Raw genomic sequence first — 25905 nt, forward strand, 5'->3', positions numbered from 1 at the left:
CCACCCACGCCGCCGGGCGACCTACAAACCACGCTCCGCCAAACCAAAAAAACGGCGCCAAAAAATGGCGCCGAGATCAAGAAACCAGAGCAACGATCAGAAGATCACTTTTTCTGCTTCAACTGGGACAGATCACGAACCGCCCCGCGATCCGCCGAAGTCGCCAACGCCGCATAAGCCTGCAAAGCCTGCGAAACCACGCGCTCCCGCCCCACAGGCTCCCACCCGTCGACCCGCGCGTCCATCTCCGCCCGCCGGCGCGCCAGCACTTCATCGGACACCGCCAGATGAATCCGGCGATTCGGAATATCGATCTCGATCACGTCGCCTTCTTCCACCAGCCCGATCGTGCCGCCTTCCGCCGCCTCCGGCGAAGCATGCCCGATCACCAGCCCCGAAGAGCCGCCCGAGAAACGCCCGTCCGTGAACAGCGCGCAACTCTTGCCCAGCCCCTTGGACTTCAGATACGAGGTCGGATACAGCATCTCCTGCATCCCCGGCCCGCCCTTCGGACCTTCGTAGCGGATCACCACCACGTCGCCCGGAACCACCTGGTCGCCCAGGATGCCCTCGACCGCCGCGTCCTGGCTTTCGAACACGCGCGCCCGGCCGGTGAAGACCCATTGCGACTCGTCCACGCCGGCCGTCTTCACGATGCAGCCCTTCTCGGCCAGATTGCCGTACAGCACCGCCAGGCCGCCGTCCTTGGAATACGCGTCTTCCTTGCTGCGGATGCAGCCCGTCTTGCGGTCGAGGTCCAGCGTCAGGAAGGTCGCGTCCTGGCTGAACGCCACCGTGGTCGGGATGCCGCCGGGCGCCGCGCGGTAGAACTTCTGCGCCTCTTCGCCCGCGCCGCCGTTCACGTCCCACTTGGCGATGGCTGCGCCCAGCGTGCCGCTGTGCACGTTGCCGCAGGACAGGTCCAGCAGGTCGGCGCGCGCCAGTTCGCCCAGGATGCCCAGGATGCCGCCGGCGCGGTGCACGTCCTCGATGTGGTACTTGTCGGTCGCGGGCGCGGCCTTGCACAGGCACGGCACCTTGCGCGAAATGCGGTCGATGTCGGCCATGGTGAAGTCCACGCCGGCTTCCTGCGCCGCGGCCAGCAGGTGCAGCACCGTATTGGTGGAGCCGCCCATCGCCACGTCCAGCGCCATCGCGTTCTGGAACGCGCTCTTGGTGGCGATGCTGCGCGGCAGGACCGAGGCGTCCTCTTCCTGGTAATAGCGGCGGCACAGGTCCACGATCAGGCGGCCGGCCTGCTCGAACAGGCCGCGGCGCCAGGCGTGCGTGGCCACGATGGTGCCGTTGCCCGGCAGCGCCAGGCCGATGGCCTCGGTCAGGCAGTTCATGGAGTTGGCCGTGAACATGCCGGAACAGGAGCCGCAGGTCGGGCAGGCGCTGCGTTCCACTTCGGCCACGTCGGCGTCCGACACGTTGGGGTCGGCCGCCTTGATCATGGCGTCGATCAGGTCGATCTTGGCGACGACCTTGCCGTCGGTGGGCGACTTGACCTTGCCCGCTTCCATCGGGCCGCCGGACACGAACACGACCGGGATGTTCAGGCGCATCGCGGCCATCAGCATTCCCGGGGTGATCTTGTCGCAGTTGGAGATGCAGACCATGGCGTCGGCGCAATGCGCGTTGACCATGTATTCGACCGAGTCGGCGATCAGTTCGCGCGAGGGCAGCGAATACAGCATGCCGCCGTGGCCCATGGCGATGCCGTCGTCCACGGCGATGGTGTTGAATTCCTTGGCGACGCCGCCCGCGGCCTCGATTTCCTTGGCGACCAGCGCGCCCAGGTCGCGCAGGTGCACGTGGCCCGGCACGAACTGGGTGAACGAGTTCACCACGGCGATGATGGGCTTGCCGAAGTCGCCGTCCTTCATGCCGGTGGCGCGCCACAGGGCGCGGGCGCCGGCCATGTTGCGGCCGTGGGTCGAGGTGCGGGAACGGTAGTGCGGCATGATTTGTCTCTGGCGGGTTCTGTTAGCGTAGGCGGCAAAACGTTAAATAATACGCTGGTTCCCGGCCCGCCCGCTCGGCCGGGGCCGCCGCGCGGCCCGCGCGGCCGTCAGGCGGACGGCTTTCTGCGCGCCGCGAAAGCGCTGGGCGGCTCGCCCACGGCCTTGCGGAACATGGCCGCGAACGCGCTGGGGCTTTCGTAGCCCAGGTCCAGCGCCACTTCCAGCACGCGCTCGCCGCGGGCCAGCCGCTCCATCGCCGCCAGCAGGCGCGCCTGCTGGCGCCAGCGCCCGAAGGTCATGCCCGTGTGCCGCAGGAACAGGCGGTGCACGGTCTTGGGGTCCACCCCCAGCTCGCGCGCCCAGTCGGCCGCGCCGTCCTGGCGCTCCGGGTGGCGCACGATGGCGCGGCAGATGCGCGCCAGCCGCGGCTCGGACGGCTGCGGCAGGTGCAGGGGCAGCACCGGCTCCTGGCGCAGCTCGTCGAGCAGCAGCATCATCAGGCGGCCGTCGCGCGTGTCCGGCTTCCAGTCCAGCGGCACCTCGGCCGCGGCCGCCATCAGTTCGCGCAGCAACGGCGAGATCGACAGCACGCAGCACGCCTGCGGCAGGTGCGCGGCCGCGCCCGGCTCGACGAACACGGTGCGCATGCGCGGCTCGCCGCTCATGCGGATGCCGTGCGGCATCCAGGCCGGCACCCAGACCCCGCGCGTGGGCGGCACCACCCAGATCCCGGCCGGCGTATCCACCACCATCACGCCCGAAATCGCGTACACCAGCTGCGCGCGGCGGTGGCGGTGGCGGCGGATGCGGTGGCCGTCCTCGTAGTCCACGGCCAGGCCGGCCACGGGGCGGGACGAGGCCTCGTAGGGAAACAGGTCCAGGTCTGCGGGCTTGCGGGCGGTCGGGGGCATGTCCATTTTGCGATGGTTATGGCCAGGGTGGCGTTAGACGGTCTTTCCCAGTGTACCTACCATCCTCGCATCCCTACACGCGACATGCGCCGCGCCCGCGGCCGGAGGATTCCATGCTCGAACAGCCCCAACACAAGTACCGCCCCGTCCAGCCCTTCACCCGCGACTACGCCGAACGCCGCTGGCCGTCGCGCCGCCTGACGGCGCCGCCGGTCTGGATGAGCACCGACATGCGCGACGGCAACCAGGCCCTGATCGAACCGATGGACGCGGCGCGCAAGCTGCGCTGCTTCGAACAACTGGTGGCCGTGGGCCTGAAGGAAATCGAAGTGGCGTTTCCGTCGGCCTCGGACACCGACTTCAACTTCGTGCGCCAGCTGATCGAGGAACGCCGCATCCCCGACGACGTCACCATCGAGGTGCTGACCCAGTCGCGCCCCGACCTGATCGAGCGCACCTTCGATTCGCTGCGCGGCGCCAGGCGCGCCATCGTGCACCTGTACGCGCCCATCGCGCCGCAATGGCGCCGCATCGTGTTCGGCATGAGCCGCGCCGAGATCAAGGAGATCGCACTGGCCGGCACTCGCCAGATCCGCGCGCTGGCCGACGCCCGGCCCGAAACCCATTGGATCTACGAATACTCGCCCGAGACCTTCAGCCTGGCCGAGCTGGATTTCGCGCTGGAGATCTGCGATGCGGTCAGCGCCGAGTGGGGCCCCACGCCCGAACACAAGATGATCGTCAACCTGCCGTCCACGGTGGAATGCACCACGGCCAACGTCTACGCCGACCAGATCGAATGGATGCACCGCCACCTGGCGCGCCGCGACAGTATCGTGCTCAGCGTGCACCCGCACAACGACCGCGGCACCGCCGTGGCCTCGGCCGAACTGGCGGTGCTGGCCGGCGCGCAACGGGTCGAGGGCTGCCTGTTCGGCAACGGCGAACGCACCGGCAACGTGGACCTGGTGACGCTGGCCATGAACCTGGACCTGCATGGCGTGCGCAGCGGGCTGGACTTCTCCGACATGGCCGGGGTGCGCGCCTGCGTCGAGGCCTGCAACCAGCTGCCGGTGGACGTCTTCCACCCCTACGCGTTCACTCACGCAACGCCAGCAGCGACTCCTGCAGATGCCGCAGGCCCCGGCCCAGCGGCTTGTCCCGGCGCAGCACGATAGCCAGGCCGCGCGCCAGGCGCGGCGCCAGCGGCCGGACTTCGAGCGCCGCGCGCCTGCCCGCGCCGGACACCGCCAGCCCGGGCAGGATGGCGCAGCCCAGGCCGGCGCCGACGATCTCCTTCATGGCCTCGGTGCTGCCCAGCTCCATCACGGGCTTGGCGGCCACGCCGGCGGCCTCGAACCAGTCGTCCACCAGCCGCCGGGTGCGCGCGCCCGGCTCGAACAGCACCAGCGGCAGCCGCGCCAGCGCCTGCGGCGTGGCGGCGGCCGGGATCATGGCCGGATCGCCGGCGGGAAAAATCGCCACGAACTCGTCCTCCAGCACCGGCGTCACCTGGAACATGCGCCCCGGCGCCGGCAGCGTCACCAGCCCGATGTCCAGCGTGTTGGTCTCCAGGCCGCGCAGCATGTCGGCCGTGTTGCCGGTGCTGACCACGATGTCCAGCGCCGGAAAGCGCCGCCGCAGATCGGCCAGCAGCGGCGGCAGCAGATAGGTGCAGGCCGTGGCCCCGGTGCCCAGCCGGATGCGGCCGGCGACCTGGGAGGCGTGCGCCGTCATGGCGAGTTCGGCCTGGGCCAGCGCCGCGTCGATGGTGCGCACATGCGCCAGCAGCTCCATGCCGGCCGCGGTCGGCCCGGCGCGCCGGCCGACGCGCTCGACCAGCTTCAGGCCGAAGCGCCGTTCCAGCTGGCGGATCTGCAGGCTGACGGCGGGCTGGGTCACGCCGCTGCGTTCGGCGGCGGCGGAAAAACTGCCGGTTTCGATCACCAGCGCGAAGGTGCGCAACTGGTCCAGGTTGAGGCCTCGCATACGCCGCCATCCAAAGTTTTACTTATAAAAATCATAATAGACCAAAGCTTTATTAATGCTCAGGCTTGCGCGACACTGGCGGCTCGAACCCCCAGCCTTCCCTTTCCATGCCGCCCACCTCCGCCACCGTCCTCATCCGCGACAGCGCGCCCGCCGACCTGCCGGCCATCAAGGCCATCTACGCCCATCACGTGCAGCACGGCACGGCCTCGTTCGAGCTGGAGCCGCCGTCCATCGAGGAAATGCGCCAGCGCCGCGCCGCGGTGCTGGAACAGGGCATGCCCCACCTGGTGGCCGAGATCGCCGGCGAGATCGTGGGCTATGCCTACGCCACGCCCTACCGCCCGCGCCCGGCCTACCGCCACACGGTGGAGGATTCCGTCTACGTGAAAGCAGGCCGCGCCGGCCTGGGCATCGGCGGCAAGCTGCTGGCCGAACTGATCGCCCGCTGCACCGCCGGCGGCTGGCGCCAGATGCTGGCCGTGGTGGGCGACAGCCGCAACGCCGCCTCGCTCGCGCTGCACGCCAGCCAGGGCTTCCACCCGGTCGGCACGCTGCGCGCCGTGGGCCACAAGCACGGGCAATGGCGCGACACCGTGCTGATGCAGCGCGCGCTGGGCGAGGGCGACGCGACGCCGCCGCAGCGGCCGTGATCGCGCCGCGCGCCATCGTCTGCCTGGGCCTGACGCAACTGGTCGGCTGGGGCGTGACGTATTACCTGATAGGCGCCCTGGGCCCGGCCATGCAGGCCGACCTGGGCTGGAGCGCCGCCGCCGTCTACGGCGGCTTCTCGGCCGCCATCGTGACCATGGCGATGCTGTCGCCGCTGGCCGGCATGGCCGTCGACCGCTGGGGCGGGCACCGAGTCATGCCTGCCGGCGCCGTGATCGCCGCGCTGGGCTGCGCGGCGCTGGCGGCCGCGCACGGCCTGGCGCTGTACTACCTGGCCTGGATCGTGCTGGGCGTCGGCATGCGGCTGTGCCTGTACGACGCGGCGTTCGCGTCGCTGGCGCGGGCGGCCGGCCCCACGGCGCGCCGGCCCATGTCGCAGATCACGCTGTTCGGCGGCCTGGCCTCCACCGTGATGTGGCCGGCGGGCCATGCGCTGTCGGGCTGGCTGGGCTGGCGCGGCGCGGTGCTGGCCTACGGCGCGCTGGCCCTGGCCACGCTGCCGCTGTACCTGGCGCTGCCGCGCACGCGCTATGCCGCGCCCGCGGGCGCCAAAGACCGCGCCGCCGCCGGCCTGACGCGCAGCCCGGCCGAGCGCCGCATGGCGGGCGTGCTGTACGCCACCATCGCCATGCTGACCAACTTCCTGGCGGCCGGCAACGCCGCGCATCTGATCGCGCTGCTGTCCGGCCTGGGCCTGGCCGCGGCCGCGGCCGTCAGCGTGGCCGCCTTGTGGGGCGTGGGCCAGTTCGCCGCGCGCCTGGCCGACGTGGCGCTGGGCTCGCGCCTGCATCCGCTGACCCTGACCCTGGCGGTGGGCGCGATGCTGCCCCTGTGTTTTCTGCTGGCGCTGCTGTCCGGCGGCAATCTCTACGCCAGCGCGGCCTACGCCCTGCTGTATGGCGCCTGCAACGGCCTGATGACCATCACGCGCGGCACGCTGCCGCTGGCGCTGTTCGACTTCCGCAGCTACGGCAGCTTGGTGGGCGCGCTGCTCATTCCCAGCTTCCTGCTGACGGCCACCGCGCCGGTGGCCTACGCCTATCTGATCGCCGGCTACGGCGCGCGCGGCGCGATGGCGATGTCGGTCGGCCTGGCCGCGGCCATCTGCGCGGCCGCGCTGGCCTTGCGCTGCAAGTTCATCGGGCGGGTGCGCGCGGCCGCCGCGTGACCGGGCGCCGCCGGGTTCAGCCTTCGGCGGCGGACGCCACCACCCATTTCTCCCAGCCGATCTTGCGCAGCTTGCAGGCCGGGCAGTCGCCGCAGCCGTAGCCCCAGTCGTGGCGCGCGCCGCGCTCGCCCAGGTAGCAGGTGTGGCTTTGCTCGACGACGATCTCCACCAGCGCGTCGCCGCCCAGCTGGTGCGCCAGCGCCCAGGTCTCGGACTTGTCGATCCACATCAGCGGCGTCTCGATCGTGACCCGCGAACCCAGGCCCAGGCCCAGCGCCACCTGCTGCGCCTTGATGGTGTCGTCGCGGCAATCGGGATAGCCGGAGAAATCCGTTTCGCACATGCCGCCGACCAGCACGTCGAGCTGGCGCCGGTAGCCCAGCGCGGCGGCCAGGGTCAGGAACAGCAGGTTGCGCCCCGGCACGAAGGTGTTGGGCAGGCCGTTGGCCTGCATCTCGATGGCGCGGTCGCTGGTCATGGCCGTGTCGCCCACCTGGCCCAGCACCTTCAGGTCCAGCAGATGGTCCTCGCCCAGCCGCGGCGCCCAGTCGGGAAAGTTCTCGCGGATCTCGCGCAGCACGTTCAGGCGCGCCGACAGCTCGATGTGATGGCGCTGTCCGTAATCGAACGCCACGGTTTCCACATGGGCATAGCGGTCCAGCGCCCAGGCCAGGCAGGTGGTGGAATCCTGGCCGCCCGAAAACAGGACGAGCGCGCGACGTTGGTGGTTTTGCATAAACGAAATGGGGCTTTGGGAATGACTAACGAACCGCAGCGGCTTTTGCCGCAAATCGATTCCGCTTAGCGAACTTTAACGCAGCCGCGGGCGCTTGCCGTAAGCAAAGCCTGCGTAAAATCGATGAGGTTTCATTTTCTGGTTTCACCCGCAACGCCGATTTCCCACCTCCTTTCCCTCCAGCAGCCCGACGGATCCCTACCCGATGAATGCCATCCGCCAGCAGTCCGATTCAGCAGAACCCTTGCGTCACGACATCCGGCTGTTAGGCCGATTACTGGGAGCCGTCATCGAGGAGTGCGAAGGCAAGCGCGTCTTCGACACGATCGAAACCCTGCGCCGCACGGCCGTGAAGTTCCGCCGCGAAGGCAACGACGCCGACGGCAAGCTGCTGGAGCAGCGCGTCAAGCGCCTGCAAGGCAGCGACCCGAACTCGGTCGCGCGCGCCTTCAGTTATTTCCTGCACCTGTACAACATCGCCGAAGACCGCGACCAGAACCGCCGCCAGCGCGCCCGCGCCATCGCCGACGACGCGCCGGCGCGCGGCAGCCTGCGCGAAGCGGTGCAGGTGCTGGCCGGCCAGGGCGTGAGCCCGGCGCGCATCCGCCGCCTGCTGGCCGAAGCCTGCGTGATGCCGGTGCTGACGGCGCACCCCACCGAGGTGCAGCGCAAGAGCACGCTGGACGTGCATCGCGAAATCGCCGCCGCGCTGGCGCAGCGCGACGGCACGCTCACCCCCGAAGAGCGCGCCGACCTGGACGCGGCGCTGCTGGGCCGCGTGGCCACGCTGTGGCAGACCCGCATGCTGCGCTATACGCGGCTGACGGTCGCCGACGAAATCGAGAACGCGCTGTCGTACTACCGCAGCACCTTCCTGCAGGTCATTCCGCGCCTGTACGCGGACCTGTCCAAGCTGCTGAACCGCGAACCGGCCAAGCCCTTCGCCGCCCCGCCCGCGCCGCTGGAGCCGTTCCTGCGCATGGGCAGCTGGATCGGCGGCGACCGCGACGGCAATCCGAACGTGGACGCCGGCACGCTGGAGCGCGCGCTGCTGCGCCAGGCCACCGTGCTGTTCGAGCATTACCTGCAGGAAGTGCACGCGCTGGGCGCGGAACTGTCGGCCACCACGCTGCTGATCGCGGCCGACGCCGAGCTGCTGGCGCTGGCCGAGGCCAGCGGCGACGACTCGCCGCACCGCCGCGACGAACCCTACCGCCGCGCGCTGATCGGCGTGTACGCGCGCCTGGCCGCCACCGCGCAGCGCCTGACGGGCCAGGACCTGGCGCGGCGCAGCACCGTGGCCGCGCCCGCCTATGAAACGCCGCAGGAACTGTCCGCCGACCTCGCCGTGATCGCCGCCTCGCTGGCCGCCCACCACGGCGCGCCCATCGGCAAGCTGCGCCTGGCCGGCCTGCAGCAGGCCGTGGAAGTCTTCGGCTTCCACCTGGCCACGGTGGACCTGCGCCAGAGCTCCGACGTGCACGAACGCGTGCTGGCCGAGCTGTTCGCGCGCGCCGGCACGCAGCGCGACGGCAAGCCGCTGGACTACCTGAAGCTGGACGAGGACGAACGCGTGGCGCTGCTGCGCGCCGAACTGGCGCAGGCGCGCCCGCTGGCCTCGCCCTGGATCGCCTACAGCGAAGACTCCACGCGCGAGCTGGCCGTGCTGCGCGCCGCCGCCGCGGGCCGGGCGCGCTACGGCAAGCAGGCCGTGCGCCAGACCATTGTTTCGCACACCGAAACGCTGAGCGACCTGCTCGAAGTGATGGTGCTGCAGAAGGAAGCCGGCCTGATCGCGCCGGCCGGCCAGGACATCGAACCCGAGGACGGCCTGATGGTGGTGCCGCTCTTCGAGACCATACCCGACCTGCAGCGCGGCGCGGCCATCATGGCGGCCTGGCTCGACCTGCCCGAGATCCGCCAGCGCGTGAAACTGGCGCAGAACGGCGCGCAGGAAGTCATGCTGGGCTACTCGGACAGCAACAAGGACGGCGGCTTCCTGACGTCGAACTGGTCGCTCTACCAGGCCGAGCGCGAGCTGGTCGAGGTGTTCTCGGCGCGCAACGTGCGCCTGCGCCTGTTCCACGGCCGCGGCGGCTCGGTGGGACGCGGCGGCGGCTCCAGCTTCGACGCCATCCTGGCGCAGCCGCCGGGCACCGTCGCCGGCCAGATCCGCCTGACCGAACAGGGCGAGGTCATCCAGAGCAAGTACAAGGACGCCGAGGTCGGCCGCTGGCACCTGGAACTGCTGGTCGCCGCCACGCTGGAATCCAGCCTGGCGCCGCGCGCCGAGGCCACCAGCGCGGAGGACGCGCACATGGCGCACTACGGCCCGGCCATGTCGTTCATGTCGGACACCGCGCAGCGCACCTACCGCGGCCTGGTCTACGAAACGCCGGGTTTCGCCGATTACTTCTTCGCCGCCACGCCGGTCAGCGAGATCGCGGGCCTGAACATCGGCTCGCGCCCGGCCTCGCGCAAGAAGGGCCAGCGTATCGACGACCTGCGCGCCATCCCCTGGGGCTTCTCGTGGGCGCAATGCCGCCTGATGCTCACCGGCTGGTACGGCATGGGCTCGGCCATCGAGGCCTATCTGGAAACCGGCGCCCCCGGCGCGCCGCGCTCGCGCCGCAGCCGCCTGGCGCAGCTGCGCGAAATGGCGCAGGACTGGCCGGCGTTTCGCACCATGCTGTCGAACATGGAAATGGTGCTGGCCAAGTCCGACCTGGCGATCGCGGCCCGCTACGCGCAGCTGGTGCCGCAGCGCGGCCGGCGCGAACGCATCTTCGGCGCCATCAGCGCCGAGCATGGCCGCACGCTGGCCATGCTCAAGCTGCTGACCCGGCGCGAGCTGCTGGCCGACAACCCCACGCTGCAGGCTTCGCTGCGCGAGCGCTTCGCCTACATCGACCCGCTGAACTACCTGCAGATCGAGGTGATCCGCCGCCACCGCGCCGCGCAGAAGCACCCGGACGCCGAGGTCGACATCCGGGTGCAGCGCGCCATCCACCTGACCATCAACGGCATCGCCGCCGGGCTGCGCAACTCGGGTTAAGGCGCACGGGCTCAGGCCACCCGCGTGCCGCCGATGGGCACCACGGTGGCGCTGAACTCCTTCAGCAAGGCCTCCCTGCGGGCCGCGGCTTTCTCGGCCGCGGCCTCTTTCACGTGGCCGTAGCCGCGGATCTCCAGCGGCAGGCTGGCCAGCGCCACGGCGCGATCCAGGTTGCCGCGATTGAGCTTGCCCAGGATGGCGGTCAGCGTCTCGCGGTATTCGCGGATCAGCTCGCGTTCGGCGCGGCGCTCGGCGGTGTAGCCGAACGGATCGAACCGGGTCCCGCGCAGCCGGCGCATCGCGGCCAGCAGGCGGAACACCCGCAACATGCCGGGGCCGTAGCTGCGCTTGATCAGATGCCCGGCCGCGTCGCGCCGCGCGAACAGCGGCGGCGCCAGGTGAAAGCGCAGCTTCCAGTCGCCTTCGAACTGCTCGCCCACGCGCTTGAGGAATTCGCCGTCCGTGTACAGCCGCGCCACTTCGTACTCGTCCTTGTAGGCCATGAGCTTGAAATAGCCGCGCGCCACCGCCAGCGCCAGCCGGTTGGTGCCGGTGGCCTCGCGCTCGGCGTGCGCCACCTTGTCCACCAGGTCCGTGTACTGCCGGGCGTAGGCCGCGTGCTGGTAGTCGGTCAGGAAGGCCTTGCGCACCGCCACCAGCCGCTCCAGTTCGTCGGCGGGTTTTTTCAGTTCCACCACGGGGCTGGCCTTGCGCGGGCGCTTCAGTTCGATGATGCCTTCGGGCAGCGCCGGGCGCGCGCCGCCTTCGGCCAGCAGGCGGTTCACGCCCGCCGGATCGCGCGCCGCGCGCCGGCCCCAGGCGAAGGCCGCGATATTGTTCGGCACCTGCTGGCCGTTGAGTTCGATGGCCCGCAGCAGCGCTTCCCGCGACAGCGGTATCCAGCCCTTCTGGTAGGCGTAGCCCATCATCAGCGGATTGGCGTAGATGGCGTCGCCCAGCAGGCCCACGGCCAGCGCGGCGGCGTCCACGCGGTCGAGGTTGTCCTTGCCGCAGGCGGCCTGCAGGTCGGCGGTGAGGTTGGCGCCCGGCAGCGTCCAGTCGGGATTGGCGACGAAGGCCGCGGTGGGCGCGGTGTCGCCGTTGAGCAGCACCCGCGTGCGCCCCGGCGCCAGCCGCGCCATGGATTCCATGCTGGTGGCCACCACCAGGTCGCCGGCCAGCAGCAGGTCGGCCTCGCCCATCGCGACCCGCGTGTTGAGCAGATCGTCCGGCGTGCGCGCCAGCACCACGTGCGAATACACCGCGCCGCCCTTTTGTGCCAGGCCGGCCATGTCCAGCACCGAACAGCCCTTGCCCTCGATATGGGCCGCCATGCCCAGCAGCTGGCCGATGGTGACCACGCCGGTGCCGCCCACGCCGGCGATGAACACGCCGTATGGCCGATCGAGCGCATGCGCGGCGGGCGGCGCGATGCCGGCGTCGATATCGCCGTCCTGCGCCAGCGCCTGCGGCCGCTTCAGCCGGCCGCCCTCCACCGTCACGAAGCTGGGGCAAAAGCCCTTCAGACAGGAAAAATCCTTGTTGCAGCTGGACTGGTTGATCCGGCGCTTGCGGCCGAACTCGGTTTCCAGCGGCTCCACCGACAGGCAGTGCGACTGCTGCGAACAGTCGCCGCAGCCTTCGCACACGCGCTCGTTGATGACGACGCGGCGCGCCGGGTCGGGATAGGCGTTGCGCTTGCGGCGGCGGCGCTTCTCGGTGGCGCAGGTCTGGTCGTAGATCAGCACCGACACGCCGGGATACTCGCGCAGCTCGCGCATCACGGCGTCCAGCTCGTCGCGGTGGCGCACCGGCGCGCCCGGCGCCAGGCCCTGCATGCCGCGGTACTTGTCCGTGTCGTCCGTGACGATCACGATTTTCTCGATGCCCTCGGCCGCCACCTGGCGGCTGATCATGGGCACGCTGAGCGGGCCGTCGACAGGCTGCCCGCCGGTCATGGCCACGGCGTCGTTGAACAGGATCTTGTAGGTGATGGGCGCCTTGGCCGCCACCGCCGCGCGTATCGCCAGCAGGCCGGAATGGAAATACGTGCCGTCGCCCAGGTTGGCGAACACGTGCTTTTCTTCGGTGAACGGCGCCTGCCCCACCCAGGGCACGCCCTCGCCGCCCATCTGCGTGAACACATCGGTGCTGCGGCCCATCCATCTGACCATGTAGTGGCAGCCTATGCCCGCCATCCCGCGCGAGCCTTCCGGCAGGCGGGTCGAGGTGTTGTGCGGACAGCCCGAACAGAACCAGGGCTTGCGCTCCTCGACCACGCGCGGGCGCGCCAGCGCCTGCTCGCGCTCGGCGATGAAGGCCAGGCGCGCCTCGATGCCGGCGCGCACGTCCGCCGGCAGGTCGAAGCGCAGCAGGCGCGAGGCGATGGCGCGCGCGACCATGGCGGGCGAGAACTCGTAATGCGCCGGCAGCAGCCAGTTGCCCTGCGGCACCGACCATTCGCCGCCATCCTTGTCGTCGAACTTGCCCACCACGCGCGGAATCTTCTTGCCGCTGCCGAGCCAGCTGAACAGCTCTTCCTTCAGCTGGTATTCCAGCACCTGGCGCTTTTCCTCGATCACCAGGATCTCGTCCAGGCCTTCGGCGAAACGCTGCGTGCCGGTGGATTCCAGCGGCCACACCATGCCCACCTTGAAGAGCCGCAGGCCGATACGCCGGCACGCGTCTTCGGTCAGGCCCAGGTCGGACAGCGCCTGGCGCGTGTCCAGGTAGGCCTTGCCCGAGGTCATGATGCCGAAGCGCGCGTCGCGCTGCGGCACCTCCCAGAGTTCGCGGTTCAGGCCGTTGGCGCGCGCATAGGCCAGCGCGGCATAGAGCTTGTAGTCCAGCAGGCGCGCCTCCTGCTGCAGCGGCGTGTCGCCCAGCCGGATGTTCAGGCCGTCGGCCGGCAGCCGGAAATCCTCGGGCAGCCTGATCCGCACGCGCTGCGGATCGACGTCCACCGAGGCCGAGACCTCGACGATGTCGGTGATGCATTTCATGCCCACCCACACGCCGGCGTAGCGGCTCATCGCCCAGCCGTGCAGGCCGTAGTCCAGCACCTCCTGGACGCTGGCCGGAAACAGCACCGGAATCATGCAGGCCTTGAGGATGTGGTCGCTCTGGTGCGGCAACGTCGAGGACTTGGCCGGGTGGTCGTCGCCCGCCACCACCAGCACGCCGCCGTGGCGCGCGGTGCCGGCCGCGTTGGCGTGCTTGAACACGTCGCCGCAGCGATCCACGCCGGGGCCCTTGCCGTACCACATGCCGAAGACGCCGTCGTATTTGGCGCCGGGAAACAGGTTGACCTGCTGCGAGCCCCATACGGCGGTGGCCGCCAGGTCTTCGTTGACGCCGGGCTGGAATTCGATGTGGCGGGCCTTCAGGTGCGCGGCCGCCTTCCACATGTTCTGGTCCACCCCGCCCAGCGGCGAGCCGCGGTAGCCGGACACGAAGCCCGCCGTGTTCAGCCCCGCCTGCTGGTCGCGCATGCGCTGCATCATGGGCAGGCGCACCAGGGCATGGATACCGCTCATCCAGGCACGCCCGGACTCCAGGATGTACTTGTCGTCCAACTGGACCGATTCAAGCGCCGCGCGCAGATCAGGCGAAACAGGGGCATTCATGTCCACTCCGTGAGCAGTGAAGTCCGGCATTCCCTTCCCGGTTGTAACCGCTCCCCCCACCCCGGGCAATAGGGCGATGCGATAATTGCCGCCATGGACTTCGCCTCACGTATCGTCGCCTGGCAACGCCGGCATGGCCGCCACGATCTGCCCTGGCAGAACACGCGCGACCCTTATCGCATCTGGCTGTCAGAGATCATGCTGCAGCAGACCCAGGTCGCCACCGTGATCCCGTATTACGAGCGCTTCCTGCAGCGCTTTCCGGACGTGGCGGCGCTGGCCGCGGCCGCCCAGGAAGACGTGATGCCTTACTGGGCCGGGCTGGGCTATTACGCCCGCGCCCGCAATCTGCATCGCTGCGCGCAGGAAATCGTGCGCGACTGGAACGGCCGCTTTCCACCCACCGCCGAAGGCATCGCCACGCTGCCGGGCATCGGCCGCTCCACCGCCGCGGCGATCGCGGCGTTCGCCTACGGCGAGCGCTCGCCCATCCTGGACGGCAACGTCAAGCGCGTATTCACCCGCCACTTCGGCATCGCCGGCGATCCGGCGCGGCGCGAAATCGAGCAGCGCCTGTGGGCGCTGGCCGAGGCCCAGGTCGAGGCCGCGCCCGACCTGGACATGGCCGCCTACACGCAAGGACTGATGGACCTGGGCGCCACGCTCTGCACCCGCGGCAAGCCGGCCTGCGACAAGTGTCCGGTGGCCGACAGCTGCGTGGCCCGGCGCGAAGGCCGCCAGGCCGAGCTGCCCACGCCCAAGGCGCGCAAGGCCATTCCCGAACGCGAGACCTGTATGCTGGTGCTGCGCCACCAGGGCGCATTCCTGCTGCAGCAACGGCCCGAGCCGGGCATCTGGGGCGGGCTGTGGAGCCTGCCCGAATTCGACGCCGCGCAAGACCCCGACAGCGCCTCGCGCGCGCTGGGCCTGGAGCCGGAAGAACGCTTCGAGCTGGCGGCGTTCGCCCATACGTTCACGCACTACCGCCTGCATATCAAGCCGTGGCTGGTACCGGTGCGCGCGGCCGGCATCCGCGAAGACGCCGCCCCGCAACGCTGGGTGCCCGCGGATCAGCTGGCCACGGTGGCCTTGCCGGCGCCGGTGAAGAAGCTGTTGCTGGGGCTGGTGGAGGCGGGGATGCAGGAGGGGTTGTTCAGGGATGGGTAGCGCGGTCCAGATGGGTTACGCGCGCTTGATGTCTGGGTTCTTGTGCAAAAAATCTCGCGCTGCACCCATCCTACGCATGGGGACCCTGGCAAGTAGGATGGGTGCAGCGCGAGACTCCCGAGACAAGAACCCGAATATCAAGCGCGCGAAACCCATCAGGCAACATCAGCCGCCCCTCCCCCCAGTAACATCACCAGCTTCAGGTCCGGGTGCGTGGCCAGGCGGAACGTGATCTGCTGGTAGGCCAGCTTGCCGCGCCGCGGGTGCTGGAATTCGCGCAGCCCCCCTTCGCGCTCGACCACCGCGTGGCGCGTCCACCAGTGCGCGAACACCGGGCTTTGCCGGCCCAGTTCGTCCAGCAGCCCCAGCACCACCGGCTCGTCCAGGTGCGCGCCCGCGTCGGCGCGGAATTCGGCCACCACGCGCCGGGCGCGCTGGTCCCAGTCCACCACCAGTTCGCGCGCGGCCGGGTCCAGGAAGATGTAGCGCAGCAGGTTGGGTTCGGCGTCGCGCCGCGGCCAGTCGTCGAACAGGTCGCGCAGCGGCTCGTTGTAGGCCAGCACGTTCCAGGCGCGGTCCAGCACATAGGCCGGCGCGTTGATGGCGTTGACGCATTCCTGCAAAGGCCCAGGCACGCCGCCGTCGTCGCGCGCGTGCTGGGGGTCGGCGCAGTCGGCCAGGTCGAACAGGTAGGCGCGCTCGGCGCGCGCCAGCTGCAGCACGCCGGCGATGCGCGACCAGACCGAGGGCGATACCGAGACCTCCCGGCCCTGCTCGATCCAGGTGTACCAGGTCACGCTGATGCCGCACAGCTGGGCGACCTCTTCGCGCCGCAGGCCGGGCGTGCGGCGGCGCATGCCTTCGGGCAGGCCGGCCATCTGCGGCGTAATGCGCGAGCGGGCGCTGCGCACGAACTCGCCCAGCGCCTGGCGGCGCACGCGGGAACCTTCATGGCCGGCGGTTCCGGCCTGGGGGGAAGTAGTCATACCAGGATCAGCAATGGACTTGTACGTGTATGGGAGCGCGCCTATCTTAGCGCCTGCACCCCATTTCCCACCAAGGACGCCCATGACCGCCAGCACGCACGACGCCGCCGTCGACCGCCAGTTCAGCCCCCGCGCCGCCGCCTACCTCACCAGCGCCGTTCACGCCCAGGGCGAGGACCTGCTGCAGATGGCCGAGATCGCCGCCCGCCACCCCGGCGCCCGGCTGCTGGACCTGGGCTGCGGCGGCGGCCACGTGAGCTTTCACGTCGCGCCGCGGGTCGCCCACGTCACCGCCTACGACCTGTCGCAGCAGATGCTGGACGTGGTCGCCGGCGAAGCCGCCAAACGCGGGCTGGCCAATCTCGCCACCTGTCAGGGCAAGGCCGAGCATCTGCCCTTCGGCGACGGCGAGTTCGATCTGGTGATGTCGCGCTATTCCACCCACCACTGGCAGGACGCCGGACGCGGCCTGCGCGAGGCGCTGCGCGTGCTCAAGCCCGGCGGCACCGCCGTGTTCGCCGACGTGGTCTCGCCGGGCGAGCCGCTGCTCGACACCTGGCTGCAGACCATCGAGGTGCTGCGCGACACCTCGCACGTGCGCGATTACTCGGTGGCCGAGTGGACCCGCATGCTGACCGAAGCCGGCTTCACGCTGCAGGGCCTGACGCCGCGCCGCCTGCCGCTGGAATTCCAGTCCTGGGTGGCGCGCATGCGCACGCCGGACACGCTGGTGGCGGCGCTGCGCCACATGTTCGGCATCGCGCCGGACGTGGTGCGCACGCACTACGAGGTGCAGGAAGACGGGTCTTTCACCAGCGACACCGCCACCATCGTGGTGAAGAAACCGGGCTGAAGCGGGGCCGGCCGCGCGGCGGACTCGACAGCCGCCGCGCCGACCTTGTATAGATACGGATGACCTTTCAATCCGTGCCGCAAGGAAGCCCCATGACCGACTCCTCCAGACAGCCCTCGCCCGACCTGACCGTTGCGCAGGCCGCGGCGCTGATCCGCCAGGGCGCCCTGACCAGCGTGGCGCTGACCCAGTCCTGCCTGGACCGCATCGCCGCCCGCCAGGACCTGAACGCTTTCATCACCGTGGACCGCGAAGGCGCGCTGGCCCAGGCCGCGGCCCGCGACGCGGCGCGCGCCCGGGCTGGCCGGAGCGCCGGCCCGCTGGACGGGGTGCCCATCGCCATCAAGGACAACATCCACGTCGCCGGCCTGCCCAATACGGCGGGCACGCCCGCGCTCAAGGATTTCCGCCCGGCCGAGGACGCGCCGGTGGTGCGCCGGCTGCGCGAGGCCGGCGCGGTGATCGTCGGCAAGACGCACATGCACGAGCTGGCGTTCGGGGTCTCGGGCTACAACCCCGCGTTTCCCGGCGCGCACGGCGCAGGCACGCGCAACGCCTACGACGCCGGCCGCATCGCCGGCGGTTCGTCCTCGGGCAGCGGCGCGGCGGTCGGCGCGCGCCTGGCGCCGGCGGCCCTGGGCACCGACACCGGGGCCTCGGTGCGGCTGCCGGCCGCGCTCAACGGCGCCGTCGGGTTCCGGCCCACGGTGGGACGCTACGACGGCGCCGGCATCACGCCGATCTCGCACACCCGCGACACGCCGGGCCCTATCGCCAACAGCATGGAAGACGTGGCGCTGCTGGACGCGGTGCTGGCCGGCGACGACCGGCCGCTGGCCGCGCCGCCCGCCGCCGGGCTGCGGCTGGGCCTGTGCGCGTATTTCTGGAAAGACCTGGAGCCGCCGGTGCAGGCGGTCATGGACGCCGCCCTGGCCCGGCTGCGCGCCGCCGGCGCGCAGCTGGTGGAGCTGGACATGCCGGGCCTGCAGGAAAGCAACGCCGCGGTCGGCATGCCGGTGTGCCTGTACGAACAGAAAACGGACCTGGCGGACTACCTGCGGCGCTATGGCACGGGCCTGAGCATGGAGCAGGTGGTGGCGCAGATCGCCAGCCCCGACGTCAAGGCCATCTTCGACGACCTGGTCATGCCCGGCGTGCTACCCACGCCCGCCGGCGAGATGCTGCCGCTGCAGCCGCTGTACGAACGCGCCATGGCCGTGCACCGCGGCGAACTCATCGAGGTCTACCGCCGCGCGTTCCGGCAGCACGCGCTGGACGCGCTGCTGTTTCCGACTTCGCCCGTGCTGCCCATGGCCGCCACGCCCGAGGCCAGCAGCCTGGAGAACTTCAGCCGGCTGGCGCGCAACGTGGACCCCGGCAGCAACGCCGGCCTGCCCGGGTTGAGCGTGCCGGCGGGCCTGTCGGCGCAGGGCCTGCCGGTGGGGCTGGAGATCGACGGGCTGCCGGGCGAGGATCGCAAGATATTGGCGATCGGGATGACGCTGGAGGCGGTGTTGGGGAGGCTGGCGGGGCCTGCGCGCTGACCGCGCCGCCCCCAAACCCTCACCCCAGGTTCGGCGCCAGCGTCCGTTTCAGGTCTTCGATGCTGCGCCCGCTGCGCGCCGCGTAATCCTGCAACTGGTCCTCGCCGATCACGCCCACGTTGAAGTACTGCGACTGCGGGTGGCTGAAGTAGAAGCCAGACACGCTGGAGGCCGGATACATGGCGTAGCTGTCGGTCAGCGTCATGCCGATGTCGGCGCCGTCGAGCACGCGGAACAGGTCGGTCTTGACCACGTGCTCCGGGCAGGCGGGGTAGCCGGGCGCGGGTCGGATGCCCACGTATTTCTCGGCGATCATGTCCTCGTTGGTCAGGGCCTCGTCGGGCGCGTAGCCCCACAGGTCCTGGCGCACGCGGGCGTGCAGGCATTCGGCGAAGGCTTCGGCCAGGCGGTCGGCCAGGGACTTCAGCATGATGCTGGAGTAGTCGTCCAGCGCCTTCTCGAATTCGGCTTCCTTCTTCTCGATGCCCAGGCCGGCGGTCACGGCGAACATGCCGATGTAGTCGAGCTTGCCGCTGGACCTGGGCGCGATGAAGTCCGACAGCGACTTGTTGCTCACGCCCTCGCGCTTGGCGCCCTGCTGGCGCAGGTTGCGGTAGGTGAACAGCACTTCGCTGCGGGTTTCGTCCTTGTAGACCTCGATGTCCTCGTCGTTGACGCTGTTGGCCGGGTAGAAGCCGACCACGCCGTTGGCGGTCAGCCAGCGGCCTTCGACGATGCGCTTCATCATGGCCTGGCCGTCGGCGTAGACCTTGCGCGCCTGCTCGCCCACGACCTTGTCGTCCAGGATCGCCGGGAACGGGCCGAACAGGCTCCAGGTCTGGAAGAACGGGCCCCAGTCCACGTACTTCGCGATCTCGGCCAGGTCGTAGCTCTTGAAGCTGCGCCGGCCGATGAATTTCGGACGCGGCGGCGTGTAGGCGTCCCAGTCGATCTGCGGGCGCGAGGCGCGCGCCTCGGCCAGCGGCAGGATGGGCGTGGCCTTGCGGTTGGCGTGGCGGCGGCGCACGTCTTCGTATTCCTGGGCCAGCTCGGCCAGGTAGGCTTCCGACTGGTCGGACATCAGGCTGGTGGCCACGCCGACCGAGCGGCTGGCGTCCGGCACGTAGATGACCGGGCCTTCGTAGTTGGGCGCGATCTTCACGGCGGTATGCACGCGGCTGGTGGTGGCCCCGCCTATCATCAGCGGGATCTTGCGGCTGCGGAAGTATTCGTCGCGCTGCATTTCCGAGGCGACGTAGGCCATTTCCTCGAGGCTGGGCGTGATCAGGCCGGACAGGCCGACGATGTCGGCGTTTTCTTCCTTGGCCTTCTCCAGGATCTGCGCGCAGGGCACCATCACGCCCATGTTCACGACCTCGAAGTTATTGCATTGCAGGACCACCGACACGATGTTCTTGCCGATGTCGTGCACGTCGCCCTTGACGGTGGCGATGACGATCTTGCCCTTGGCGCGCACGTCGCCGCCGGCCGCCGCGATCTGGCGCTTTTCTTCCTCGATGAAGGGAATCAGGTGCGCCACGGCCTGCTTCATGACGCGGGCCGACTTGACCACCTGCGGCAGGAACATCTTGCCCGCGCCGAACAGGTCGCCCACGACGTTCATGCCGTCCATTAGCGGGCCTTCGATCACTTCGATCGGACGGCCGCCGCGCGCGGCGATCTTCTGGCGCACCTCTTCCGTGTCTTCCACGATGAAGGCCGTGATGCCGTGCACCAGCGCGTGCGACAGGCGCTGCTCGACCTCCGCATTGCGCCAGCTCAGGTCCTCTTCCTTCTTGGCCCCGGCGCCCTTGACGCTGTCGGCGAACTGCACCAGGCGCTCGGTGGGCGTGCGCTCGTCGTCGGCCTCGGTCTTGCCCACGGGCTCGGGCCGGTCCAGGATCACGTCCTCGACCAGGTCGCGCAGCTTGGGCTCCAGGTCCGCGTACACGCCGAGCTGGCCGGCGTTGACGATGCCCATGGTCATGCCTTCGCGCACCGCGTAGTACAGGAACACGGTGTGGATGGCCTCGCGCATGGGCTCGTTGCCGCGGAACGAGAAGCTCACGTTGGACACGCCGCCCGAAATGCGGGCGTGCGGCAGGTTCTCGCGGATCCAGCGCGTGCCTTCGATGAAGTCCATCGCGTAATGGTTGTGCTCGTCGATGCCGGTGGCGACGGCGAACACGTTCGGATCGAAAATGATGTCCTCGGGCGGGAAGCCCTCTTCCTCGACCAGGATCTTGTAGGCGCGGCCGCAGATTTCCTTGCGCCGTTCCAGCGTGTCGGCCTGGCCCTGCTCGTCGAAGGCCATCACCACCACCGCGGCGCCGTAGCGCCGGCACAGGCGCGCGTGCTCGCGGAAGCTGTCCAGGCCTTCCTTCATGGAAATCGAGTTCACCACCGGCTTGCCCTGCACGCACTTCAGGCCGGCCTCGATGACTTCCCACTTGGAGCTGTCGATCATGATCGGCACGCGCGCGATGTCCGGCTCGGAGGCGATCAGGTTCAGGAAGCGGTGCATGCAGGCCACCGAATCCAGCATGGCCTCATCCATGTTGATGTCGATGATCTGCGCGCCGTTCTCGACCTGCTGGCGGGCCACCGCCAGCGCCTCGTCGTATTTCTCTTCGCGGATCAGGCGGGCGAACATCTTGCTGCCGGTGACGTTGGTGCGCTCGCCGACGTTGACGAACAGCGTCTCTTCGTCGATGTTCAAGGGTTCCAGGCCCGACAGGCGCGTCTTGACCGGAATGTCGGGCACGGCGCGCGGCGTCAGCGCGGCGACCTTCCCGGCGATGGCGCGGATGTGGTCAGGCGTGGTGCCGCAACAGCCGCCGGACATGTTCACCAGCCCGGCGCGCGCGAACTCCTCCAGCAGCGCCGAGGTGTCGGCCGGGGTTTCGTCGAAGCCGGTCTCGGCCATGGGGTTGGGCAGGCCGGCGTTGGGATAGACGCAGACATAGGTGTCGCAGATCTTGGACAGCTCGGCCACGTAGGGCCGCATCAGCGCCGCGCCCAGCGCACAGTTCAGGCCGATGGTGATGGGCCGCGCGTGGCGCACCGAGTTCCAGAAGGCCTCCACGGTCTGGCCCGACAGAATGCGCCCGGAGGCGTCGGTCACCGTGCCGGAGATCATCACGGGCAGGCGGATGCCGCGCTCCTCGAACACCTGCTCGGTGGCGTAGATGGCCGCCTTGGCGTTGAGGGTGTCGAAAATGGTTTCGATCAGGACAATGTCGATGCCGCCGTCGAGCAGCCCGTTGAGCTGTTCGACATAGGCGGTGCGCAGCTCGTCGAAGGTGACGTTGCGCGCGCCCGGATCGTTCACGTCGGGCGAGATCGAGGCGGTCTTAGGCTGCGGACCCAGCGCGCCGGCCACGAAACGCGGCTTGTCCGGCGTGCTGTAGGCGTCACAGGCCGCGCGCGCCAGTTTTGCCGATTCCAGGTTCAGCTCATAGGCCAGGCCCGGCAGGTCGTAGTCGCCCTGGGCGATGGAGGTGGCGCCGAAGGTGTTGGTCTCGATGACGTCGGCCCCGGCCTCCAGGTACTGGCGGTGGATCTCGGCGATCACGTCGGGGCGCACCAGCGACAGCAGTTCGTTGTCGCCCTTGAGGTCCTTGCCGTGGTCCTTGAAGCGCTCGCCGCGGAAATCCGCTTCGCCCAGCTTGTAGCGCTGGATCATGGTGCCCATGGCGCCATCCAGGATCAGGATGCGCTGGCCCAGCAGGCGGGCGAAATCGCCGCCCTGGGTATAGGCTTCGGGCGGGTATGGCAGGCGGGGATACGACACGGGCAGGTCCGGATGGAGTGGGTGGCGACGACGGCGCGGTGTGGCTAAAAAGCGAAAAACGCCGAAAAAACAAGTCTTGATCGTAACAAAATGGGCTGGCCCGCGCCCGCCGGTGATACAGTTTCCGCCCCGAACCGGTGCTTTCGGCGCAATGCGCCTGCAGGAACGCAACACTTGCAGGCCGCGTGCGAAAGGTAAACGGGAAACAGGAAGATGTCCGCAGGACGGCAGGCCCAGGCCCGCCCCCGGCTCCAGCCTGTGCTGCCCCCGCAACGGTCCCCATGCGCGCGCCGCGCCATGGCAGCCCGATACCGGCCTGTTCGCCAGTCAGGACGTTTCCGTCCTCCCATCGTGCATGGCCTGCGGGGTCGCGGGCCGTATCGAGGTTACGTAGATGAAAGCCCGCTCCATCCGGCGTTACGCCGGCGCCCTGCTCTGTTCCGCTCCGGCCATCGCCGCCGCCCAGCAAACCGACGCCTCCGCCCCCGAACTCGACCCGGTCACCGTCACCGCCCAGCGCGTGCCGACCGACGGCCGCACGCTGCCGGTGTCGATCTCGGTCATCAGCGCCCGCGACATCGAGGCCAGCAGCGCCCGCACCATGCAGGACCTGCTGTCGACGCAGGCGGGCATCCATCTGCTCAACACCACGGGATCGAGCGACAACGCCATCGTGGACCTGCGCGGCTTCGGCATCACCGGCGCCAGCAACACCCTGATCCTGATCGACGGGGTCAAGCAGAACACCAACGACCTGTCCGCGCCCAGCCTGGGCGTGGTGCCGCTGGACCAGGTCGAGCGCATCGAGATCGTGCGCGGCAGCGGCTCGGTCCAGTACGGCGGCGGCACCACCGGCGGCGTGATCAACATCATCACCCGCAAGGACTTCGCCGCGGAGCCGGTGACGGCCCGCGCCACCGCCACCCTCGGCAGCTACGGCCTGCGCCAGTACGACGCCGCCGTGGCCCTGAACAACGAGAAGGTCGGCGTCGACGCCTATATGCAGTCGCTGCACACCGACGGCTACCGCGACCATAGCGGCGAGCGCCGCGAAGGCGGCGGCGGCGGCATCACGCTGCGCCACGACGGCGGTTCGCTGCGCCTGTACGGACGCACCACCAGCCAGAAGCTGGAGCTGCCCGGCCCGCGCACCATCAACCCGACCACCGGCGTCAACGAATACCAGGACGACCGCCGCGGCGCCAAGAACGACGTCGACTACGTCGACACCACGACCACCACCTTCGGCCTGCAGGCCGAGCAGCGGATCGGCGCCGGCACGCTGTACGCCGACCTGTCGACCCGCGAAAAGAAGCTCGACGGCCTGACCTACGACGGCTTCGGCGACATCCTGCGCGACCAGAAGCTGGAAGAGAACATCGCCAGCGTGCGCTACCAGCTGCCGATCTCGGGCGGCCACAGCCTGGTCTTCGGCGCCGACGCGCAGGAAGCCAAGACCACGGCCAACCAGAACGCCTACTACGACTTCGAACCGTCGAAGTGGCGATCCCGCCAGCACCAGTACGGCCTGTTCGCCGAAGGCCAGATCCGCGCCACCGACAGCACCTACGTGACCGCCGGCGTGCGCCGCCAGTACGCGTCCGACGACCTGGACGTGATCAGCGGCACCGGCACGGCCTCCGACCGCAGCAACCACCTCACCGCCTGGCAGCTGGGCGTGCGCCAGGACCTGGCCGCCGGCTTCGGCGTCTACGGCAAGATCGGCCGCAGCTTCCGCCTGCCCAACGCCGACGAACTGCTGTCGGTGCAAAGCCCGCTGGCGGCGCAGACCTCGACGGACAAGGAAATCGGCATCACCTGGCAGGACGCCCGCAGCAGCGCCCGCCTGTCGTACTTCCGTTCCGACCTGACCAACGAAATCCAGTACAACCCGCTGGCCGACGGCATCTGGGGCCCCGGCACCGGCGCCAACACCAACCTGGACCCGACCCGGCGCCAGGGCGTCGAACTGGAAGGCCATACGGCGCTGACCAGCAGCCTGGCGCTGGACGCCAACGTGACCTGGATGGAAGCGCAATTCCGCTCCGGCACCTACGCCGGCGTGGACCTGTCCGGCAAGACCGTGCCGCTGGCCCCGAAGTGGCTGGCCAACGCCGGCGTCACCTGGCGCCCGACCGACGCCTTCCTGTGGAACGTGACCGCGCAATACGTGGGCAAGTCGCGCATGGACAACGACCAGGCCAACCAGTTCGGCAAGCAGCTCGACGCCTACGTGCTGTTCAATACCAAGCTGGCGTATAAATTCACCCGCAACATCGAAGGCGCCATCGGCGTGAACAACATCTTCGACCGCGAATACGCCACCTACGGCATCCGCGGCGGCAACGCCTCGTTCGAGATGCTGGGCCCGGTCGCCAACTACAGCCTGTACCCCGCCCCGGGCCGCAACTTCTACGCGTCGCTCACGCTGCGCTACTGAGGCCGGCTCCCGGCAACCACCGAGGCCCTGGCATGACAGCAAAGCGCGTCCGCATCGCCGCAGGCCTGGCGCTGATCCTGGCGCTGGGCGCCGCGCCCGTCCTGGCGCGGGGCGGCGCGCCGATCCGGGTCACCGACGACCGCGGCCGCGAAGTGGCGTTGTCCGCGCCGGCGCGGCGCGCCGTCACGCTGGCCCCGCACGCCACCGAGCTGGTCTACGCGGCGGGCGCGGGCGACTACATCGCCGCCACCATCCGCGGCAGCGACTATCCGCCAGCCGCCCGCGCGCTGCCGGTGATCGGCGACGGCACCCAACCCGATCCCGAACGGGTGGTGGCCGCCCGCCCCGACCTGCTGATCGCCTGGCAGACGGCCGCCGCCGAGCCGCTGGCGCGGGTCATGGACAAGCTGGGCGTGCCGGTCTTCTACAGCGATCCGCAGCGCCTGGACGCCATCCCCGGCGCGGTCGAGCGCATGGGCGTGCTGTTCGGCACCGAAGCCCGCGCGCGGCCGGCCGCCGAGGCACTGCGCGCGCGGCTCGAGGCCCTGAAGGCGCGCTACGCCGGGCGCCGGCCGGTGCGCGTGTTCGTGCAGGCCGGCCTGGAACCGATCTACACCCTGAACGACGCCAGCATCGTCAGCGACGCGCTGCGCGCCTGCGGCGGCGTCAACGTCTTCGGCCAGGCGCCCGTGGTGGCCCCGCAGGTCACGCTGGAAAGCGTGCTGGCGGCCCGGCCCGAGGCCGTGCTGGCCGGCGTCGCCGGGCCGCAGGACACCGCGCGCAATCTCGCCGCCTGGCAGGCGCTGGGCCTGCCCGCCGCCCGCCAGGGCCACGTCTACGGCATCGACGCCGACGCGCTGTACCGCCCCGGCCCGCGCCTGCTGGACGCCGCCGAAACCCTGTGCGCCGACCTGGACCGGCTGCGCCGCTGAGCGGGCCGCGCCGCGATCGCCAAATAGTGGAACGGCGGCGCGCCGCCGGCGGGCGCTTCGTGCTTT

At 69.9% G+C, this 25905-nt stretch carries 16 protein-coding genes; 9 read left to right on the plus strand and 7 right to left on the minus strand.

Annotated elements, in window-relative coordinates:
• Positions 1 to 104 precede the first annotated feature (104 nt).
• On the minus strand, positions 105 to 1967 hold the full coding sequence (gene ilvD, locus A6B37_RS13505) for a dihydroxy-acid dehydratase (RefSeq protein ID WP_111826043.1): 1863 nt from the start codon (positions 1965 to 1967) through the stop codon (positions 105 to 107).
• Between the two features lie 107 nt (positions 1968 to 2074).
• The gene (locus tag A6B37_RS13510; RefSeq protein WP_102773311.1) at positions 2075 to 2884 is read right to left on the minus strand and encodes a helix-turn-helix transcriptional regulator; all 810 of its coding nucleotides are present in this window, start codon (positions 2882 to 2884) and stop codon (positions 2075 to 2077) included.
• Between the two features lie 107 nt (positions 2885 to 2991).
• Here A6B37_RS13510 and A6B37_RS13515 point away from each other — a divergent pair, with 107 nt between their 5' ends.
• Positions 2992 to 4056, plus strand: a complete 1065-nt coding sequence (locus A6B37_RS13515; protein ID WP_111826044.1) for a 2-isopropylmalate synthase — start codon at positions 2992 to 2994, stop codon at positions 4054 to 4056.
• Here A6B37_RS13515 and A6B37_RS13520 read toward each other — a convergent pair.
• Positions 3977 to 4867, minus strand: coding sequence for a LysR family transcriptional regulator (locus A6B37_RS13520; protein WP_111826045.1), 891 nt, complete (start codon positions 4865 to 4867; stop codon positions 3977 to 3979). The genes A6B37_RS13515 and A6B37_RS13520 overlap by 80 nt on opposite strands.
• A 107-nt stretch (positions 4868 to 4974) precedes the next feature.
• On the opposite strand from A6B37_RS13520, the gene A6B37_RS13525 reads away from it, so the two are divergent.
• Together A6B37_RS13525 and A6B37_RS13530 are read left to right on the plus strand one after the other, a co-directional pair.
• Positions 4975 to 5520, plus strand: a complete 546-nt coding sequence (locus A6B37_RS13525) for a GNAT family N-acetyltransferase (RefSeq protein WP_111826046.1) — start codon at positions 4975 to 4977, stop codon at positions 5518 to 5520.
• Complete coding sequence (locus tag A6B37_RS13530; protein ID WP_111826047.1) at positions 5517 to 6707, plus strand: MFS transporter; 1191 nt, start codon at positions 5517 to 5519, stop codon at positions 6705 to 6707. The genes A6B37_RS13525 and A6B37_RS13530 overlap by 4 nt, the downstream gene beginning before the upstream one ends.
• A 16-nt stretch (positions 6708 to 6723) precedes the next feature.
• Here A6B37_RS13530 and queC read toward each other — a convergent pair whose 3' ends face one another.
• Positions 6724 to 7443: a 7-cyano-7-deazaguanine synthase QueC gene (gene queC / locus A6B37_RS13535; RefSeq protein ID WP_102773306.1), complete on the minus strand. Its 720-nt coding sequence runs from the start codon at positions 7441 to 7443 to the stop codon at positions 6724 to 6726.
• Between the two features lie 205 nt (positions 7444 to 7648).
• Between queC and ppc the strand changes: the two genes are divergently transcribed.
• Positions 7649 to 10498: a phosphoenolpyruvate carboxylase gene (gene ppc, locus A6B37_RS13540; protein WP_102773305.1), complete on the plus strand. Its 2850-nt coding sequence runs from the start codon at positions 7649 to 7651 to the stop codon at positions 10496 to 10498.
• 11 nt (positions 10499 to 10509) lie between these two features.
• Here ppc and A6B37_RS13545 read toward each other — a convergent pair whose 3' ends face one another.
• Complete coding sequence (locus A6B37_RS13545; RefSeq protein ID WP_111826048.1) at positions 10510 to 14124, minus strand: indolepyruvate ferredoxin oxidoreductase family protein; 3615 nt, start codon at positions 14122 to 14124, stop codon at positions 10510 to 10512.
• Positions 14125 to 14217: 93 nt separating this feature from the next.
• Between A6B37_RS13545 and mutY the strand changes: the two genes are divergently transcribed.
• Positions 14218 to 15291, plus strand: coding sequence for an A/G-specific adenine glycosylase (gene mutY, locus A6B37_RS13550; RefSeq protein WP_168202192.1), 1074 nt, complete (start codon positions 14218 to 14220; stop codon positions 15289 to 15291).
• A gap of 155 nt (positions 15292 to 15446) precedes the next feature.
• Here the strand turns inward: mutY and A6B37_RS13555 are convergent, their stop codons facing one another.
• Positions 15447 to 16277 carry a helix-turn-helix transcriptional regulator gene (locus A6B37_RS13555; RefSeq protein WP_102773302.1) on the minus strand — a complete coding sequence of 277 codons (831 nt, stop codon included), beginning with the start codon at positions 16275 to 16277 and terminating at the stop codon, positions 15447 to 15449.
• 82 nt (positions 16278 to 16359) lie between these two features.
• Here A6B37_RS13555 and A6B37_RS13560 point away from each other — a divergent pair, with 82 nt between their 5' ends.
• Positions 16360 to 17130 carry a class I SAM-dependent methyltransferase gene (locus A6B37_RS13560; protein WP_111826050.1) on the plus strand — a complete coding sequence of 257 codons (771 nt, stop codon included), beginning with the start codon at positions 16360 to 16362 and terminating at the stop codon, positions 17128 to 17130.
• A gap of 92 nt (positions 17131 to 17222) precedes the next feature.
• Positions 17223 to 18674 carry an indoleacetamide hydrolase gene (gene iaaH, locus A6B37_RS13565; protein WP_111826051.1) on the plus strand — a complete coding sequence of 484 codons (1452 nt, stop codon included), beginning with the start codon at positions 17223 to 17225 and terminating at the stop codon, positions 18672 to 18674.
• A 19-nt stretch (positions 18675 to 18693) separates the two neighbouring features.
• Here the strand turns inward: iaaH and metH are convergent, their stop codons facing one another.
• Positions 18694 to 22467 (minus strand): methionine synthase, encoded by a 3774-nt coding sequence (gene metH / locus A6B37_RS13570; protein ID WP_102773299.1) that lies wholly within the window; start codon positions 22465 to 22467, stop codon positions 18694 to 18696.
• A 394-nt stretch (positions 22468 to 22861) separates the two neighbouring features.
• On the opposite strand from metH, the gene A6B37_RS13575 reads away from it, so the two are divergent.
• Together A6B37_RS13575 and A6B37_RS13580 are read left to right on the plus strand one after the other, a co-directional pair.
• Positions 22862 to 24907, plus strand: coding sequence for a TonB-dependent receptor (locus A6B37_RS13575; RefSeq protein ID WP_102773298.1), 2046 nt, complete (start codon positions 22862 to 22864; stop codon positions 24905 to 24907).
• A gap of 32 nt (positions 24908 to 24939) precedes the next feature.
• Entirely contained in the window at positions 24940 to 25839 is a 900-nt protein-coding gene (locus A6B37_RS13580) for a cobalamin-binding protein (RefSeq protein WP_111826052.1), read from the plus strand.
• The last annotated feature ends 66 nt before the right edge of the window (positions 25840 to 25905 follow it).

It is taken from the genome of Achromobacter sp. HZ01 (assembly GCF_003267925.1).
Taxonomy (GTDB): domain Bacteria; phylum Pseudomonadota; class Gammaproteobacteria; order Burkholderiales; family Burkholderiaceae_B; genus Achromobacter; species Achromobacter pulmonis_A.

What these genes read in the sequence shown, in the direction of transcription:
- ilvD (WP_111826043.1), bottom strand. Translation starts at nt 1,967, where the DNA reads ATGCCGCACTACCGTTCCCGCACCTCGACCCACGGCCGCAACATGGCC.
- A6B37_RS13510 (WP_102773311.1), bottom strand. Translation starts at nt 2,884, where the DNA reads ATGGACATGCCCCCGACCGCCCGCAAGCCCGCAGACCTGGACCTGTTT.
- A6B37_RS13515 (WP_111826044.1), top strand. Translation starts at nt 2,992, where the DNA reads ATGCTCGAACAGCCCCAACACAAGTACCGCCCCGTCCAGCCCTTCACC.
- A6B37_RS13520 (WP_111826045.1), bottom strand. Translation starts at nt 4,867, where the DNA reads ATGCGAGGCCTCAACCTGGACCAGTTGCGCACCTTCGCGCTGGTGATC.
- A6B37_RS13525 (WP_111826046.1), top strand. Translation starts at nt 4,975, where the DNA reads ATGCCGCCCACCTCCGCCACCGTCCTCATCCGCGACAGCGCGCCCGCC.
- queC (WP_102773306.1), bottom strand. Translation starts at nt 7,443, where the DNA reads ATGCAAAACCACCAACGTCGCGCGCTCGTCCTGTTTTCGGGCGGCCAG.
- ppc (WP_102773305.1), top strand. Translation starts at nt 7,649, where the DNA reads ATGAATGCCATCCGCCAGCAGTCCGATTCAGCAGAACCCTTGCGTCAC.
- A6B37_RS13545 (WP_111826048.1), bottom strand. Translation starts at nt 14,124, where the DNA reads ATGAATGCCCCTGTTTCGCCTGATCTGCGCGCGGCGCTTGAATCGGTC.
- mutY (WP_168202192.1), top strand. Translation starts at nt 14,218, where the DNA reads ATGGACTTCGCCTCACGTATCGTCGCCTGGCAACGCCGGCATGGCCGC.
- A6B37_RS13555 (WP_102773302.1), bottom strand. Translation starts at nt 16,277, where the DNA reads ATGACTACTTCCCCCCAGGCCGGAACCGCCGGCCATGAAGGTTCCCGC.
- A6B37_RS13560 (WP_111826050.1), top strand. Translation starts at nt 16,360, where the DNA reads ATGACCGCCAGCACGCACGACGCCGCCGTCGACCGCCAGTTCAGCCCC.
- iaaH (WP_111826051.1), top strand. Translation starts at nt 17,223, where the DNA reads ATGACCGACTCCTCCAGACAGCCCTCGCCCGACCTGACCGTTGCGCAG.
- A6B37_RS13575 (WP_102773298.1), top strand. Translation starts at nt 22,862, where the DNA reads ATGAAAGCCCGCTCCATCCGGCGTTACGCCGGCGCCCTGCTCTGTTCC.
- A6B37_RS13580 (WP_111826052.1), top strand. Translation starts at nt 24,940, where the DNA reads ATGACAGCAAAGCGCGTCCGCATCGCCGCAGGCCTGGCGCTGATCCTG.